General features: G+C 39.4%; 18 protein-coding genes. All 18 read left to right on the top strand.

Going from position 1 to position 16,596, the window contains the following annotated elements:
* The first annotated feature begins 113 nt into the window (after positions 1-113).
* On the top strand, positions 114-677 hold the full coding sequence (locus ACWJAF_RS12065) for a biotin transporter BioY (RefSeq protein WP_448864227.1): 564 nt from the start codon (positions 114-116) through the stop codon (positions 675-677).
* A gap of 20 nt (positions 678-697) precedes the next feature.
* Entirely contained in the window at positions 698-1,366 is a 669-nt protein-coding gene (bioD, locus tag ACWJAF_RS12060) for a dethiobiotin synthase (protein ID WP_448864225.1), read from the top strand.
* Positions 1,367-1,571: 205 nt separating this feature from the next.
* Positions 1,572-1,898, top strand: a complete 327-nt coding sequence (locus ACWJAF_RS12055) for an HIRAN domain-containing protein (protein ID WP_296094370.1) — start codon at positions 1,572-1,574, stop codon at positions 1,896-1,898.
* The gene (locus ACWJAF_RS12050) at positions 1,895-2,551 is read left to right on the top strand and encodes an exonuclease domain-containing protein (RefSeq protein WP_448864222.1); all 657 of its coding nucleotides are present in this window, start codon (positions 1,895-1,897) and stop codon (positions 2,549-2,551) included. Before ACWJAF_RS12055 ends, ACWJAF_RS12050 begins: the two co-directional genes overlap by 4 nt.
* 233 nt (positions 2,552-2,784) lie before the next feature.
* Complete coding sequence (locus tag ACWJAF_RS12045) at positions 2,785-3,117, top strand: nucleotide pyrophosphohydrolase (RefSeq protein WP_448864220.1); 333 nt, start codon at positions 2,785-2,787, stop codon at positions 3,115-3,117.
* Between the two features lie 44 nt (positions 3,118-3,161).
* Positions 3,162-3,401: a helix-turn-helix domain-containing protein gene (locus ACWJAF_RS12040; protein WP_237998858.1), complete on the top strand. Its 240-nt coding sequence runs from the start codon at positions 3,162-3,164 to the stop codon at positions 3,399-3,401.
* Positions 3,402-3,463: 62 nt separating this feature from the next.
* A complete protein-coding gene (locus ACWJAF_RS12035) occupies positions 3,464-3,997 on the top strand; it encodes a hypothetical protein (protein ID WP_105310043.1) in 534 nt (177 codons plus the stop codon).
* A 158-nt stretch (positions 3,998-4,155) separates the two neighbouring features.
* Complete coding sequence (locus ACWJAF_RS12030) at positions 4,156-5,142, top strand: helix-turn-helix transcriptional regulator (protein WP_448864217.1); 987 nt, start codon at positions 4,156-4,158, stop codon at positions 5,140-5,142.
* 358 nt (positions 5,143-5,500) lie between these two features.
* On the top strand, positions 5,501-6,115 hold the full coding sequence (locus ACWJAF_RS12025; protein ID WP_448864214.1) for a class I SAM-dependent methyltransferase: 615 nt from the start codon (positions 5,501-5,503) through the stop codon (positions 6,113-6,115).
* Positions 6,085-8,589, top strand: coding sequence for a DEAD/DEAH box helicase family protein (locus tag ACWJAF_RS12020; protein WP_448864212.1), 2,505 nt, complete (start codon positions 6,085-6,087; stop codon positions 8,587-8,589). The genes ACWJAF_RS12025 and ACWJAF_RS12020 overlap by 31 nt, the downstream gene beginning before the upstream one ends.
* A gap of 262 nt (positions 8,590-8,851) precedes the next feature.
* On the top strand, positions 8,852-10,294 hold the full coding sequence (locus ACWJAF_RS12015; RefSeq protein WP_448864210.1) for a hypothetical protein: 1,443 nt from the start codon (positions 8,852-8,854) through the stop codon (positions 10,292-10,294).
* Positions 10,291-11,130 (top strand): hypothetical protein, encoded by an 840-nt coding sequence (locus tag ACWJAF_RS12010; protein WP_448864207.1) that lies wholly within the window; start codon positions 10,291-10,293, stop codon positions 11,128-11,130. The genes ACWJAF_RS12015 and ACWJAF_RS12010 overlap by 4 nt, the downstream gene beginning before the upstream one ends.
* Positions 11,115-11,972, top strand: a complete 858-nt coding sequence (locus tag ACWJAF_RS12005; RefSeq protein ID WP_448864205.1) for a hypothetical protein — start codon at positions 11,115-11,117, stop codon at positions 11,970-11,972. Before ACWJAF_RS12010 ends, ACWJAF_RS12005 begins: the two co-directional genes overlap by 16 nt.
* Complete coding sequence (locus tag ACWJAF_RS12000; RefSeq protein WP_448864203.1) at positions 11,965-12,207, top strand: hypothetical protein; 243 nt, start codon at positions 11,965-11,967, stop codon at positions 12,205-12,207. Before ACWJAF_RS12005 ends, ACWJAF_RS12000 begins: the two co-directional genes overlap by 8 nt.
* A 159-nt stretch (positions 12,208-12,366) precedes the next feature.
* Positions 12,367-15,315, top strand: a complete 2,949-nt coding sequence (locus tag ACWJAF_RS11995; RefSeq protein ID WP_448864202.1) for a DUF3427 domain-containing protein — start codon at positions 12,367-12,369, stop codon at positions 15,313-15,315.
* Positions 15,316-15,357: 42 nt separating this feature from the next.
* Positions 15,358-15,771 carry a (deoxy)nucleoside triphosphate pyrophosphohydrolase gene (locus ACWJAF_RS11990; RefSeq protein WP_270209380.1) on the top strand — a complete coding sequence of 138 codons (414 nt, stop codon included), beginning with the start codon at positions 15,358-15,360 and terminating at the stop codon, positions 15,769-15,771.
* A 208-nt stretch (positions 15,772-15,979) separates the two neighbouring features.
* Complete coding sequence (locus ACWJAF_RS11985; RefSeq protein WP_448864200.1) at positions 15,980-16,189, top strand: hypothetical protein; 210 nt, start codon at positions 15,980-15,982, stop codon at positions 16,187-16,189.
* A gap of 39 nt (positions 16,190-16,228) precedes the next feature.
* On the top strand, positions 16,229-16,596 hold a 368-nt coding region (locus tag ACWJAF_RS11980), incomplete at its 3' end, for a hypothetical protein (protein WP_448864198.1).

Genomic DNA, 16,596 nt, shown 5'->3' with positions numbered 1-16,596 from the left:
CTGAATTAGCAAAACAAGAATATGATTGTCAACTTGTGTGAAAAATAAGTTGACAATCAAAGCAAAATACGATAAATTGTTAACCATAAACTGAAAGGAAGGTTAACAATTCGATGAACACAAAAACAAAAAAATTATCCACCGTAAGTATGGTATTATGCGGAATGTTTGCAGCGCTGGTTGCCATAGGAGCATTTATCCAGATCCCGGTTCCATATATGGATTATTTCACACTTCAGTTCTTTTTCGTACTGCTTGCAGGATTGATTCTGGGGGCTGATAAGGGAGCAATATCTGTAGGATGTTATGTATTACTGGGACTTGTCGGAGTACCGATCTTTGCAGCAGGCGGAGGAATCGGATACATATTCCGGCCAAGCTTTGGTTATCTGGTCGGATTCATTGTAAGCGCATATGTAACCGGAAAAGTATGTGAAAAGCTGAAAGCAAGTTACAAGAACTATCTGCTTGCCTGTCTGGCCGGATTTGTTATGACATATGCAATCGGAATCGTGTATAAATTCATAATCTTAAACTTTTATGCACATACACCGGCAACGCTAGGCGTGATCTTTTTGTCCTGCTTCCCATTAGATATGCCTGGAGATTTTGTATTATGTCTGCTGGCAGCCGGTGTGGGACTTAGAATGCGGAAAAGCGGATTTTATCTGAGCTAATAAAAAAGGGGCATGAGATTATGACAAAAGGAATATTTGTGACGGGCACCGGCACAGATGTAGGAAAGACATATGTCACAGCATTAATCGTGAAAAAGCTGGCGGATGCAGGAATCCATGCAGGCTATTATAAGGCTGCATTATCAGGTGCAGAGTCCATAGAAGAAAGTGACGCAGGCTATGTAAAGAAGATTGCCGGTATCACACAGGAAGACAGCAGCTTACTGTCATATCTGTATCAAAATGCGGTGTCTCCGCATCTGGCTGCCAGAATAGAAGGGAATCCGGTTGATACGGAAACGGTAAAAGCAGATTTTGACAGGGTAAAGAAAGCGTTCGATTATGTCACGGTAGAAGGAAGCGGCGGCATTGTATGCCCGATCCGCTGGGATGAAGAGCATGAGATCCTGCTGGAAGACATTGTGAAAATGCTGCATCTGAACACGCTGGTGATCGCAGATGCCGGACTTGGCACGATCAATGCAGTTGTCTTGACGGTAGAATACATCCGGAATCACGGAATGGATGTAAAAGGAATCATTCTGAATCATTACTCGGGTGGAGCGATGCAGGAAGATAATGAGAAAATGATTGAGAGATTAACGGGAGTCCCGGTGATTGCCAGGGTAAGAGATGGTGACAGGGAGCTTGAGGTTGATCTGGAAGTGTTGAAAAAGGTGTATGATTGATGATGAGAAGAGGGAATTGACTGCGGTTGATTTCCTTTTTTGACGTGTGGAAATAAAAAATAAGGTGAGAATATTATACCCCATCAACTGAATTATACTATACACATCAAAGGGAATAAAACAGAATTCCGGGAGATAAAAGTAATTATAAGACAACAAATCAAATTCAGATGAACACGTTTTCAAAGCGAAAGGAGCACACACAATGGCAAAAATATTTATCACCCTGACAGGAACAAAACACTACTTCGGAAATGATTTTCTGGAAAAAGGTATGAAGATCAGATTAGAAAAAGAACCGGATAATGAATATGACAAGGAAGCAATCAAAGTAACGTATGAAGGACTTGGGAAGATTGGTTATGTGGCAAATAGTTCGTATACAGTCATCGGTGAATCTATGAGTGCAGGCCGCCTGTATGACAAGATCGGTGACACGGCATATGCGAAGGTGGTATTGGTTACACCGGTCGGAACAATCTGCAAGATCTGTAAAAAGAGTCTGAAAAGTGAACAGGAGGAAACAGCATGAATTACCTTGTGATAGATTTAGAAATGTGTAACGTACCGAGAGATTATTGGAGCCGATCTTATAAATATGCAAATGAGACGATACAGATCGGAGCTGTTCTTCTGGATGAGGAATTCAAAAGAATCGGAACGCTTAGCCAATATGTACATCCGGAACACGGAGTGATCGATCCGTTTATTCAGAATCTGACAGGGATACGAAATAGTCAGGTGAAGAAAGCACCACGTATTGAGGAGGCTCTGCTACATATGATCGACTGGATCGGCGATCGTGAGTATAAAGTCTATGCCTGGAGCGGTTCCGACAGAGCACAGCTGCTTCATGAAATCAAAGCAAAGAAGATCTGTGATGAGCGGATTCTGGATTTTGTCTGTGAAGCAAGATGGATCGATTATCAGGATGTATTTGTAAAACGATTCGGAATAGAACGAAAGATTGGTCTGGAAGAAGCACTGGGCAGGGTGGAGATTGAACCGGAGGGACGACTTCATGATGGTCTGGATGATGCGGTGAATACAGGATATCTAATTGAAAAGTTGGAAATGAATCCGGAGTATAAGTTAGTCAGCTATGAAATGCCAGAGCAAGAGCAGGGACATCTGTCGTGTACGCTTGGAGAATTATTTACGGGATTGGAGTTGAAATTGGCGTGAGGGATGTTTTGATATTCGATGAATATAAAAAAGAAATGAGCATCCTTTTCCAGTCTTAAGACATTACTCAGTAAAAAACCCATTTCCTTATAGAATATTACTTTATTTGTTAATAAATGTCAATCATATTTGAAGAAGTCGTAGAAATATGACTTCTTCTTGTACGTCAATGGTTAGCGAAGTATAATTAATATAAGAAATTTTCAGTAAATATATCGCAGAGGAAAACTAAAATGACGGAAGAAACAATCAAAGAAATATTAAAATTCAGAGACGACAGAGACTGGAAACAATTTCACAACCCGAAAGATCTGGCAATCTCCATTTCGTTGGAGGCAGCAGAACTACTGGAAGTATTCCAGTGGAGCGGTGCGGATATCTCAAATGAAGGAAAACGGGAAAAGATAAGAGAAGAACTGGCGGATGTTGTGAATTATTGTGTCTTGATGGCAGATGCCTGCGGACTGGATCTGGATGAGATCGTGCGGGAGAAGATCAAGGTGAATGCAAAGAAGTATCCGGTGGAGAAGGCGAAGGGGAAGAGTGAGAAGTATGATAAGCTGTGATGGAACAGGAGGTATAGAAAATAATCATTGACAGACATTTATACATGAATTATTATCTTAATAACGCAATGCGTCTGAAAGGTGATCTGATGAGTCGAGGAAAAGAAGTAAAAGAATTACGGGAAAAAATGGGAATGAACAGGAGAGAGTTTAGTGATTATTATGGTATACCATATCGCACTGTTCAAGATTGGGAAGCTGAGAAGAGAGAACTTCCGGAATATCTTTTACGTTTGATGAAATACCGGGCGGAAGTGGAATATATGGTGAAAAATAAGTCGTAAGACTTATTTTTTTACTGACAATATAACGCAACGCGTTAACTATGAGGAGAGATAAAATATATATGAAGAAGGAAAATATTATTGACATAATTACAGATGAGGATGGAAGAAAAATAGTTGTAATTACAGATATACGATTTAAAGGGAAGAGAAATATCGATTGGGAAGATGTTGAAAATTATTTGAAGGAATATGTAGGAAAGTGTTATGAAGTTGTTGAAACAGCGGATCAAGTCTTTATTGGAAATGATTTTCCAGCAGAATTAAAAGGATCTGAAGATACAAAACGATTGTGTGGTGCTAATGCAAAAGCCAAAGCAAATGCGACACAGAAAATTCCTACGTTATTGAAATGTGCAACTAACAAACGATGGCAGGAAAATTTTAAGGGGAAGCATAAAGTTGATGCAAAATATGGCTGGTATCGTTTTACAACTAGGTTTGCATTACCTGTTTATAGTAGTGATTTAAAAGAGGTGGAACGATTTAATATATACAGGATAGAAATGTTAATTAGGCATGCAGCCGATGGAAATCTATATTTATATGATATGGTGAATATAAAAAAAGAAACGAGCACCCCGCTTAGGCAATAGCCGTACGGTAACAAACCCATTTCTTGTATATAATATTAATCTGTTTGTTAACAAAAGTCAACTATAAAAATCAAAAAGATGAAAGTTGTGAAGCTTAACTCAGTACAGTATAATTAATATATCATTTCAATTCAAAACATAATGTAAGGAGCACTCCTATGTCCACATCCCATAAAGAAAAAATAATCCGCGTCCTTCAACTTTTCCAGATCACCGATGAGAAGACGCCGATGAATGCTGTGCAAGTAAGTCAGAAACTGGAAGAAGAATATGGAATGGAAAATGTACACCGTACATCCAGTTATGACGATGTGCGTTTGTTGCAAAGCTGCGGTTATCCGATTAAGCAGGCAGAAAATTCACATAAAGGATGGTATATGGAGAAACATTTGCTGGAAGACTGGGAAATTAAGCTGATGTTAGATTCGGTGCAACAGGCAAGGTGTGTGTCCGTTCATGAAGCAAATGAGATTCGAAATAAGCTGTTAAATCTGACGAGCCAGAGAGGACGAAGCAGATTTTCGCATATGATTATGCCGCTGCCCGGAAATGTCAGGGGTGTCGGTCAGATCGGTGAATATATAGAGATTATGCTGGAAGCAATGTATCTGCATAAGAAGATTCGGTTTCAGTATACAGAGATCAATAATGCAATGGAGAAAGTTTTGCGAAAAGAAGGCAAGCTGTATCAGTTGAATCTGTATACGATATATTGGTCGGATAATAATTATTATCTGATCGGCTCTCATGATAATCATGACGGGTTGACGAATTACCGGTTGGACCGGATTGAAAATATGAGTATGTCCAGTGAAGAAACCATTGGTGTGAATCCGGAACTTGTGATTCAGGACTATATTAAGAAGAGTGTGAATCATTTTAGCGGAGATACGATCAGAATCGAAGTGGAATATAAGCCGGCGCCGATTACCAATGCTATATTATATGATTTTGCAGGGGAGGGAATAAGGGTCAGGCCGTTAGAGAATGGAAAGTATAAAGCAGTATTTAAAAAAATGGACAGTGTGACATTGGTTGGCTGGTTCGTACAATATGCGAATCGATTTAAAGTAATCTCACCGAAGAGTCTGAAAGATAAAATTATAGAAAGTTTAGAACAGGCACAAAGCATATATAGTGAGTAAGAAAAGTCCTACATATAATATGTGGGATTTTTTTGAAGCAAGATACATAAGTGTTGCGATATTGCGACAGTGGATTTGCTAAAATGATGATAACTATGAATGATACGACGAGAAATAGATTTTATAAATGTAAATGCATGTGGAGTTTTTGAAGATGGGAGTAGATGAATGGAAGAAGATTCAAAGGAAACATCGGTGGAGAGTGATAAGTAATAAAAGGTGAAAAAAGATAATGGTTATTAAGTTGCTGAATACTTTGTGAAGGAGAGTATACTCTTTCTTGTATCCATCCACTCCCATGCAGTATAATGAATACAAGACGATATTGGAATAAGTAACACACCTTCAGGAGGCAGACGTGAACGCAATAAACGAACCCCAAAAATCAACCACAACACTAGACTACTACAACAAAAACGCAAAAAAATTCGTCACCGGAACCGTATCCGTAGACTTCGGAACCGTGCAGAACCACTTCCTGGACAAACTGCATACAGGAGCGGAAATCCTAGACTACGGTTGCGGTTCCGGCCGCGACACAAAATATTTCCTGAACCAAGGCTACAAAGTCACTGCCATAGACGGCTCAACGGAACTGTGCAAACTAGCAAGCGAATATACAGGCATTCCGGTAAAACACATGCTGTTCCGGGACCTGAATGAAAAAGAATCCTACGACGGAATCTGGGCATGCTCATCAATTCTTCATGTTCCGGCAAATGAACTGCAGGACATTATAAAGAAGATGGCAAACGCCCTGCGAACTCATGGAATCATTTACACCTCCTTCAAGTACGGGACATTCGAAGGGGAACGAAACGGCAGATATTTTACGGATATGACAGAAGAGACATTTGCAAAATTGATTCAGGACATGGATGAATTAGAGATAGAAGAACAATGGATTACATCAGATGTACGTCCGGGGCGGGGAGAAGAGAAATGGCTCAATCTAATTTTGAGGAAAGAATAGATACATATGAGATCGAATCTACGAATGTAATGACCGGGGACAGAGACCGGAGCCGGTATCTATATTATCAACTGAAAATGAGTATGGCAAAGGCGAAGCAGATTGATATCATCGTCTCATTTCTGATGGAATCGGGTGTGCGGATGCTCTTAAATGATATGAAGCGGGCGCTGGACCGGGGCGTGAAGATCCGTATCCTGACGGGAAATTATCTGGGAATCACACAGCCGTCGGCTTTATATCTGATCAAGAGCGAGCTCGGCGACCGTGTGGATCTGCGCCTATATAATGAAACATCACGCTCATTTCATCCAAAATCTTATATCTTTCATTATGAATCTTCGAATGAAATATACATCGGATCATCGAACATTTCCAAAAGTGCGTTAACTTCAGGAATCGAATGGAATTACAGATTCAGTGATACACTGGACAAAAAGAATTATGAATTGTTCTATGCTACATTTGAAGATCTGTTTCTGAATCATTCGATCATTATAGATGATGAAGAATTAAAACGATATTCCAAGGAATGGAAGAAGCCGGCGGTGTCCAGGGATCTGGCGAAATATGACACAGCAGAAGATAATGAGGACAGGAATACTGAAAATGTCCGAATGTTGTACCGCCCGCGGGGAGCACAGATAGAGGCACTGTATGCGTTACAGGAAAGCCGCATGGAAGGGGCGGCGAAAGGACTTGTATATGCGGCCACCGGAATCGGAAAGACATACCTTGCTGCATTTGATTCGGCAAAATATGAACGGGTGTTATTCGTTGCACACAGAGAAGAAATCCTAAAGCAGGCGGCGGTTTCTTTCAAAAATGTGCGGAACTCGGAGGATTATGGATTCTTTGACGGAAAAGAAAAGGATAGGGATAAATCCGTCATCTTCGCATCGGTAGCGACACTCGGAAGACCGGAATATTTGAATGAGACATATTTTCCGGCGGATTATTTTGACTATGTGATCATTGATGAATTCCATCATGCGGTTACAGATCAATACCGGAGAATCGTAGAGTATTTTCAGCCGCAATTCTTACTGGGATTAACAGCAACACCGGAAAGAATGGACGGGAAAAATATCTACGAAATCTGTGATTATAACGTGCCATATCAGATTTCCTTAAAAGAAGCGATCAACAAAGGAATGCTTGTACCATTTCACTATTACGGCGTGTATGATGAGACGGATTATTCCGGACTGCGGATCGTGAAGGGTCGCTATGATGAGCAGGAGCTGAATCAGGCTTATATCGGAAATGAGAGAAGATATGATCTGATTTACAAATATTATCGAAAATATCGTTCTGCGCGTGCAATCGGATTCTGCTGTTCCAGACAGCATGCAGAAGACATGGCAAAAGAATTCTGCCAGAGAGGAATTGCATCCGCAGCAGTATACAGCGGTGAAAATGGAGCATATGCCGAGGAGCGTAATGAAGCTATCCGCAAATTGAAGAACGGAGAGATACGGGTGATCTTCTCTGTAGATATGTTCAATGAGGGTGTGGATATCGCTTCGCTGGATATGGTAATGTTCCTGCGCCCGACGGAATCTCCGGTCGTATTCCTGCAGCAGTTGGGACGAGGACTTCGTCTATATAAAGGAAAAGAATATCTGAACGTATTGGATTTCATCGGAAATTATGAGAAAGCGGGGAAGGCACCGCTATTGTTAAGCGGAGAGCAGTCATTTAGCAAGAAAGGATCCTGCGAGTATCAGGATCTGGAATATCCGGATGACTGCATCGTTGATTTTGACATGCGTCTGATTGATCTGTTCAAGGAAATGGATAAGAAGAAATTAACACTGAAAATGCAGATCCGGCAGGAATATTATCGTGTAAAAGAACTGCTGGACGGGAAGCGGCCGAGCAGAATGGACTTATTCACTTATATGGATGATGAGATTTACCGGATTTGTGTCAGCGGCAGTCATGCGAAAGAAAATCCATTCCAGCATTATCTTGATTTCCTAAATGAACTTGGTGAATTGTCAGAGGAAGAGCAGAAGTTATATGCGGGAATCGGACGAGAATTCATTCATACCATCGAAACTACGGAGATGCAAAAAGTGTATAAGATGCCGATCCTTTATAGCTTTTATAATCATGGAAATATCCGGCTTGCGGTTACGGATGAAGAGGTATTGGAGAGTTGGAAGGAATTCTTTGATACGGGGACGAACTGGAAGGATTTCCCGAATGTGAATACTTATGAGGATTATAAGAAAGTGACGGATAAACAGCATCTGAGTAAGGCGAAGCGGATGCCGATTCGATTTCTGAAGGCGTCAGGGAAGGGATTCTTTGTGGAGAAGGATGGATATGCGCTGGCGTTGAGGGATGAGATTGGAGAGGTTGTTGGAAATATGGCGTTTGGCGAGCAGATGGGGGATGTGCTTGGGTATCGGAGTTTGGAGTATTATCGGCGGAGGTACAAAAAGAGTAGAAGAGATGGGGATTAAAGCTGACGGGGAGGGTCAGCTTTTGATATAGGGGATTTTTTAGAAAAATAATAGAAAAAGTGACAAAAAGCGACAGATTTTTGAGTGTTATGTGTATTTATATATGGCAGGAATTTGATGATGACAAAATGAGGCTGTTTCTTAAAAATAGAATGTGGTGATAGATAAAATAATCTAATTGATTTATATCTTATGTGTGTAAAACAAGACAATAGAGTATGATATAATATTTGAATAAATATAGCGTAAAGAGGTTAATTGAATGAATAAAGCATTTGATGTGATATTTCAGACGGAAGTTGATGCGGAGACAATTGCAAAGACATTACATAATTCAGAAGGCGAACGATTTAGATATCAATGTTTGTGTTGTGGAGAGGAAGTATATTTGGCTGCGGCGGATAGTACTGAAAAAGCACCGCATTTCCGCCATAGAAGAGGAAATAATGATATAGATTGTGAACGTTACCTTGGACATCCAGGGGCAATAGAACATTATGTTTCTATTAGAAAACATAATATGGAACATATCTTATTTGGATTTAATATAGAGAATATGACATTTGAGGCAGCTGTGATGTACACGGATGAAGAGATGAAAAAATGTAATATGGAAGCAAAACAGCTTTCGTTATATACCCAACCGTATTTACAACCTTTTTTTACTTTACCAATCAATAGAGAAAATATTATACCGAATGTTTGGAAATATTTTACGCTAAAAGAATATGCTAATGACTATTATATATCTAAAGATGGTGATAATAAGAAAATATTATATACTAATATTATAAAAAAAGATTATAAACTTAATATTTATAGAATAAAACAATCAGATTGTCATTATATGCGTAATGATTCGGAGATTTTGTATACGGATGAACATTATCTGGCAATATCTGAAGATGCAGATAATATTAGAAAAATAACTACTTTACAGACCGTTGAAGTCGATGGGGATATTGAAACTTTTAAGACACAAGGACGACAATTTTATTTAGTAAAATTTTCTATACAGTTTATTGATTATTCGACTAAAATATATTTTCTTGAACAGGAATTTAAGATAGAAATTGCTGAAACGATGGATATTTTATGGCCACCGGTATTCACAGAAAAATCTGTATCTTATTGTACAGCAAAAAAAATCTGTGTATCGCCAAGTTTTGAATTAATCCTTCATGGAAATGTTGAAGGAAAGGATACAAGTATAAAAAAAATAACAAATGGTGTATATGAGATTAGCTTTGAAGACGAAGTGAATATATTTGAAAAAAATATTAAAAAGACAATTATTAAAAAAGAGAATCTAATTAGAGAAACTACATATGAAAAACCGGAGATTATATATGTGGATAAAAAATATGAAGTTAGTGATAATTATGACTATTATTTATTTGACAAGCAAGGATGTAGAAAATTAATAGCGGGATCCAATATATATATGGCAGAGAATGATCGGATAGTTGGTTATAAAAATGGACATATTAAAGTAGTTGTTTTTACAAAACCAAAAAAGGTATTGGACAAACAAATATTGATAAATGACATATTAAAATATCATCCTCAGTGTGAGGCTTTTGAATTAGATGATTATATGGATATAGAGATGGATGAAGTCGTTTTAACTTATATAGAAGAGTGTTATAGAAATGGGATGATTAATACGGTTATTAAGCGGTACATTAAGGAGGGGTTGATTTGAATTATTTAACAGATTTAACAAAAGAAGAAATAAAATATATATGTACAGCTATCCCATATCAGGAAACAGTAGCTTACTTTAAGAGAAATCCAAAGGAATTTACAAAATTAAGACCAGGATTTCGGGTACAAACACTCAATGAAAATATGATTTTCCGTACATTATATGAATTCCGTAATAGAGATTTTATTGCAGTTTATTTGGTCAAAAAAGTTGATAGATGGCTTAGGGAAATTGATGAAGAATTGGAAAAAATAAAGCGGATGGGATTAGACAAAGAATCTGCCTATATAAATGTATTGTCCGGTTCATTTTTTGCAAATAATGTTGAATTGTTTTTTAAAATTAAAGGAGAAAAAAAGTCGAAAGATTATTTACAAGTATTGAATTCTGCAGTGATATATGAAGTTTATAATCGAAAAAAAGATGAGGAAGAGAAAGCGTCAATAGAAAAAAATTTGATGGAAATTACTGAAAATCAAGAAAAGCTAAAACAGAAAAGTATTAATGGGAAAATGCAGTTAGAAAAAATGAAGAAAGATGCAAATGAACTTAATATAAGATTGAAGGAAACGTCAGATGCGCTTGCTATAGAAAAAGAACGATACAGAAAGAGTTTAGAAGATAATGAAAAGTTGAAAAATGAGTTAAAAAAGGTTCGTGATGATGAAATATGGAAAACATCAGAAATGCAACAAAAGATAGAGGCTTTAAGTGAAAGAATTAATGAAAAAGAAAAAGAAAGTATTCAGAAGAGGAAAAACTTCCTCTTGGTAAAGTTATATCCATACCACGCTATAAATGTGAATGTGGAGGAAGAATGTATGAGCTTGTAAACCATATTAAATGTGGAGCGTTATATTTTAGAGCATATGTTCAGAAGATAAATGGGACAGGATATTGGTACGTATTTCCAAATAAGGGACTTGATGGAGGTTCAAATGAGTTAACAGAAATGCTTCTTTATATATGTCCAAAGGGATATGAATTAAAGAATAGGGATAAAGTGGGGTATCTTGATCCATTTACTGGTAAGCTTTATCTTGATTATCAAAATGATGATTCGCTTTTGAAAGTTCTATATCCTGAATATGACGAAAAAAATGATCGCTTTATGTTTGGTTCTTGTCCGAAATGTAAAAAGATTATGCCATTAAAAAAGCCAACAGATTTTGCAACAAAAGGGAATATTCCTTTTTATAATCTTACAAAAGCACAGTTTGAACTTCAGCCGGTAAGAAATGAAAAATTGATAAACGAAGGGAAAAAAGTTCTTCTGTTTTCTGATTCGCGACAAAATGCTGCAAAGCTTGCACGTGATCTTTCAAAATCATCAGATGCTGATGGTTTTCGTCAGGCGGTGATGCTTGCGACAAAAAAACTTTCTATAGACGGAAGAGAACATTCGTTAAAAGAATTATATAATATGTTTTTAATGGTATGTGCCGAACAAAAACTGGAATTTTTTTCAGGAAAAAGTGCTGGAATTTTTCAGGATCATCTTGAAAAAGTTAGAAAAAAATTAAAAAGAGGCAGGAATATATTGAGGGAAAATTTTGAACCGTTACCATATGATTATTATGAGCAACTGTTGACATTTTTTACAGAAAGTCCACGTTCTTTTAAGGATATTGGTCTTGGATTTCTTGCTCCTATGGATAATATGCTTGATGATTGACATTCAAATATATTTATTTGGATCTGCATGCATAAAAAATAACCCCAATGATCTGGATGTGTTGTTGATTTATCCAAGCTATAAAGAAGTAAAAGAAGCATTGAAACTAAAAGAAATGCTGATATTTTATATGGAAAGGCTTGTTGAAATACAGATGCATGTAATTTTATTAACAATTCAAGAAAATAAAGAAATTAATTTTGTACAAAAAGAACATGCGGTAAAAATTATATAATAATTATGTATTTACTGTTTGAAATTAGTCAAAATAAGACAGAAGTATATATTGATAGTAAACGCGAATTTGATATATAAGAAATTAAGGACAAGAAATAAGTTTTGTAATACGGTCAATTATCATTCACGGAATTACGAAAAGGAGAATTATAAAAAAATGACCACCACCCACATCACCACCCTACGAACTGCCCTAGAAACCGCCTACATCAACGGCGCCACGGCCTCAAGCCTGGCCTACCGGCCGCAGTTCGTATCCAACAATCACAAAGAAGGAAAGAAAGTTCTCTCATCCGTCGAGGATGAGCTCTTGGCGTGTGATCAGTTTCAGATCAGTGTAGCATTTATCACGATGAGCGGAATCACGCCGCTTTTACAGACGTTAAAAGAATTGGAAAAGAAGAATATTCCGGGAGAGATTCTGACAACGAATTATCTGAATTTCAGTGAGCCAAGAGCACTGAAAAAGCTAAATGAGTTACAGAATATCACTTTGAAAATGTACGATGTAGAAGCAGCAAAAGAAGGCTTCCACACCAAGGGATACATTTTCAAAAAAGAAGAGATCTACCGGATTATTATCGGAAGCTCTAATATTACAAGTGCAGCGCTGACCTACAACCGGGAATGGAATACGAAGATCGTGTCAACAGAAGATGGTGAGATGGCACGGGAAATTGTACAGGAATTTGCTTCGCTGTGGAATTCGAAATACGCACTGGATTTTGACACATTTTATGAATCATATCGGGAAAAATATAAGATCATCAAGCATCAGCGTGATGTTGCGAAGCTGGATGATATTACATCGATTGAAAAGTATAAGTTAGAGCCTAATAGTATGCAGGTCGGCTTTATTAAGAACCTGCGGAAGATACAGGAAGCGGGCGAGAGAAAAGCACTTCTGATATCTGCAACAGGTACCGGTAAGACTTACGCCTCCGCATTCGCCATGCGAGAACTGGGATTCCAGAGAGTACTATTTCTGGTACATAGGAATCAGATCGCAAAGCAGGCGCAGAAGTCATTCCGCAAGGTATTTAGCGGACAAGTTTCGATGGGATTGGTGACAGGAAAATATCAGGAATATGACAAGGACTTTATCTTTGCAACCATTCAGACATTGAGCAAAGAGGAGAATTTGCACCGCTATGAGAAGAACGCATTTGATGCAATCGTAATCGACGAAGCCCACCACAGTGCCGCCAACAGCTACAAAAAAGTCCTGGACTATTTCGAACCAAAGCTGTGGCTTGGTATGACCGCAACGCCGGATAAACGAGACGACAATCTGGAAGGCAGGAACATTTACGAAATCTTCAATCATCAGATCGCATACGAGATCCGTCTGCAGGATGCAATGGAGGAGGATCTGTTGTGCCCGTTCCATTATTTTGGAATCACAGATCTGGATATTATTGCAGATGCGGGGAAATCATCCGAAGAAAAGGTGGAGAACTTCCGTTATCTGACATCCGAAGAGCGTGTGGAAAATGTCATGAAACAGGCGGAATATTTCGGATACAGTGGCGACCGCGTGAAGGGGTTGATTTTCTGTAGCCGGATTGATGAGGCGAAGGAATTGTCGAAGAAATTCAACGACAAGGGCTGGCGGACGCTGGTGCTGAGCGGTAGTGATTCGGAAGAAGCAAGAGCCGCAGCAATTGAACGGCTGGCGGGAGAAGAATCCGAAGATGCCCTGGACTACATCATTTCCGTAGACATATTTTCCGAGGGTGTGGACGTGCCGGAGATCAATCAGGTCATCATGCTTCGTCCGACAGAGTCGCCGATCGTGTTCATCCAGCAGCTTGGCCGGGGACTTCGAAAAGCCGAGAACAAAGAATATGTCGTTGTACTGGATTTCATCGGAAATTACCGGAATAACTTTATGATTCCGATTGCGCTGTCTGGAGACCGCAGTTATAACAAGGACAATATTCGCCGCTATGTCACGGAAGGCGGCAGAGTGATTCCGGGCGCGAGCACGATTCACTTTGACGAGATTTCCAGAAAGCGGATTTTCCAGGCAATTGATAATGCGAACTTCAGCGATATCAAATTAATCCGGGAGAATTATACGAATCTGAAGAATAAGCTGGGCCATATCCCGGCGCTTGCGGATTTTGATAAGTATGGGGAAATGGATGTGCTGCGGATCTTCGACAATAACAGCCTGGGTTCGTATTACAAATTCCTTGTGAAATACGAAAAGGAATATACCATCCGGCTGTTAGAAGACGAAGAAAAAGCAATCGAATTCATTTCCAAAAAGCTGGCGAGTGGCAAGCGGATTCATGAGCTGGAATTGTTGAAACGTACGTTGCAGTATCACCATGGAATCATTGGGCGTCTGCAGAAGCATTTATCCGAGAAGTATCATTGTGAGATGGACGAGCACTGCACGGAAAATGTGGTAAATATGATGACCAATGAATTTCCGACGAGCGCGGCAAAGAAGACTTATGCACAGTGTGTATTTCTGAAGAAGGAACAGGATGATTACGGCATTTCCGATTCTTATGAGAAAATGTTGCAGAATCCGGAATTCTGTGCGATTCTGGAGGAACTGGTGGACTTCGGAATCTCGAGATATAAGGTCAATTACAGTTACCATTATCAGGATACGAATCTGGTATTGTATCAGAAATATACATATGAGGATGCCTGCCGCCTGCTGAACTGGGAGAGAAATGAAGTGCCGCTGAACATCGGCGGTTACAAATATGATAAGAAGACCAGGACATTTCCGATATTCATTAACTACGATAAGCAGGACAATATCAGCGATACCACGAAATACGAAGATCATTTCGTAGCAGAGAACCGGCTGATCGCGATTTCCAAAAGCGGAAGAAGCATGGACTCGGAAGATGTGCAAAATTTCCTGAAAGCAACAGAACGTGGCATAGATGTGCAACTGTTTGTGAGAAAGAATAAGGATGATAAGATATCCAAGGAATTCTATTATCTGGGCCGTGTGATCGCGACCGGGAATGCGAAGCAGTTCGTGATGCCGAATACGGATAAGACGGCGGTGGAGATCGAATGGGAGCTGGAGACTCCGGTGAGAGAGGATATTTATCAGTATATTGTGAATGAATAGAGATTGTTACAGGAAGATTTTTGACGGGAGATAAATGGTAAGATGAAGACGATTAGAGTTGTGGCAGCAGTGATAAAGGCAGTAAAGGAAGACGGAAGAACGATGATATTCGCAACGCAGCGCGGATACGGTGAGTTCAAAGGCGGATGGGAATTCCCGGGCGGCAAGATCGAAGCCGGGGAGACGCCGCAGGAAGCGTTGAAGCGTGAGATCATGGAAGAACTGGATACGGAAGTTGCGGTTGGCGAGTGGATCGAGACGGTGGAGTATGATTATCCGGGATTTCATCTTTCGATGGATTGCTTCTGGTGTGAGATCGTGAAAGGGGATCTGGTGCTGAAGGAGCATGAGGCTGCCAGGTGGCTGACCAGGGAGGAGCTTACGGATGTGGAGTGGCTGCCGGCGGATGTGGCGGTTGCGGAGAAGATTGAAGGAGATATGACGCTTGTTGAGTGATCGCATTTTATAATTAACAGCCTATAGGTCTATTTATACCCCACCTAACCATATATATTTTACTTAGATCAGTCGAAATAACATACAATACGGAGGAAAACGACTATGAGTAAAAGGATACAGCAGAAAAGGAATCTTTGGAAATATCAATCATTATGATGCATCGGGGCGAAAAGTTGGAGAAAGCAGACCTGGAATCCTTGGAGGAATGAATCATTACGATGCTAATGGAAATAAGACGGGTTCCAGCCATCAGGGATTGCTCGGAGGAATGAATCACTACGATGCTAATGGAAATAAGACAGGCTCCAGCCATCAGGGAATCTTAGGTGGTGTGAATCATTATGATGAGAAGGGGAAGAAGACAGGACATAGTAATCATGGAATATTGGGCGGTTGGAATCATTATGATGATTAATTCATAACGGACAGAGCCAATAAGTGAATGAGGAAATGCATGGAAAAAGATAAGAGAAAGAAAGCTTTGCAGGTAGCATGTACGGTTTTTGTGTTTGTTTGCGTGATTTTTGCGATGTATAAGCTTACGAAATTGGATGACAAGAATGCGATACAAAGGCAAAAGCAGGAGGAGACGCAGGAAAAAGAGGATAAGATAAATGCAAAATGTGAAGCAATAGAATATATGGATGAATATACGGAGAATCTGCAAGAACAAATGAGAAAGGCTGGTATAGGAGATGAATATTACGGTGCGGCAGAGCCGCCAGTCCGGTGTGGCGAGAGCCACCTGTCCGGACTAACGGAGCCACCTCAGTTTGTTTATTTAGTTACTTTGCCATTGCTGGATCCAGTCCATATACTTCT

This window comes from Dorea sp. (assembly GCF_977044405.1).
This window is presented reverse-complemented; position numbering and strand designations above follow the sequence as displayed.

What these genes read in the sequence shown, in the direction of transcription:
- ACWJAF_RS12065 (WP_448864227.1), top strand. Translation starts at nt 114, where the DNA reads ATGAACACAAAAACAAAAAAATTATCCACCGTAAGTATGGTATTATGC.
- bioD (WP_448864225.1), top strand. Translation starts at nt 698, where the DNA reads ATGACAAAAGGAATATTTGTGACGGGCACCGGCACAGATGTAGGAAAG.
- ACWJAF_RS12055 (WP_296094370.1), top strand. Translation starts at nt 1,572, where the DNA reads ATGGCAAAAATATTTATCACCCTGACAGGAACAAAACACTACTTCGGA.
- ACWJAF_RS12050 (WP_448864222.1), top strand. Translation starts at nt 1,895, where the DNA reads ATGAATTACCTTGTGATAGATTTAGAAATGTGTAACGTACCGAGAGAT.
- ACWJAF_RS12045 (WP_448864220.1), top strand. Translation starts at nt 2,785, where the DNA reads ATGACGGAAGAAACAATCAAAGAAATATTAAAATTCAGAGACGACAGA.
- ACWJAF_RS12040 (WP_237998858.1), top strand. Translation starts at nt 3,162, where the DNA reads ATGAATTATTATCTTAATAACGCAATGCGTCTGAAAGGTGATCTGATG.
- ACWJAF_RS12035 (WP_105310043.1), top strand. Translation starts at nt 3,464, where the DNA reads ATGAAGAAGGAAAATATTATTGACATAATTACAGATGAGGATGGAAGA.
- ACWJAF_RS12030 (WP_448864217.1), top strand. Translation starts at nt 4,156, where the DNA reads ATGTCCACATCCCATAAAGAAAAAATAATCCGCGTCCTTCAACTTTTC.
- ACWJAF_RS12020 (WP_448864212.1), top strand. Translation starts at nt 6,085, where the DNA reads ATGGCTCAATCTAATTTTGAGGAAAGAATAGATACATATGAGATCGAA.
- ACWJAF_RS12015 (WP_448864210.1), top strand. Translation starts at nt 8,852, where the DNA reads ATGAATAAAGCATTTGATGTGATATTTCAGACGGAAGTTGATGCGGAG.
- ACWJAF_RS12005 (WP_448864205.1), top strand. Translation starts at nt 11,115, where the DNA reads ATGTATGAGCTTGTAAACCATATTAAATGTGGAGCGTTATATTTTAGA.
- ACWJAF_RS12000 (WP_448864203.1), top strand. Translation starts at nt 11,965, where the DNA reads ATGATTGACATTCAAATATATTTATTTGGATCTGCATGCATAAAAAAT.
- ACWJAF_RS11995 (WP_448864202.1), top strand. Translation starts at nt 12,367, where the DNA reads ATGACCACCACCCACATCACCACCCTACGAACTGCCCTAGAAACCGCC.
- ACWJAF_RS11990 (WP_270209380.1), top strand. Translation starts at nt 15,358, where the DNA reads ATGAAGACGATTAGAGTTGTGGCAGCAGTGATAAAGGCAGTAAAGGAA.
- ACWJAF_RS11985 (WP_448864200.1), top strand. Translation starts at nt 15,980, where the DNA reads ATGAATCATTACGATGCTAATGGAAATAAGACGGGTTCCAGCCATCAG.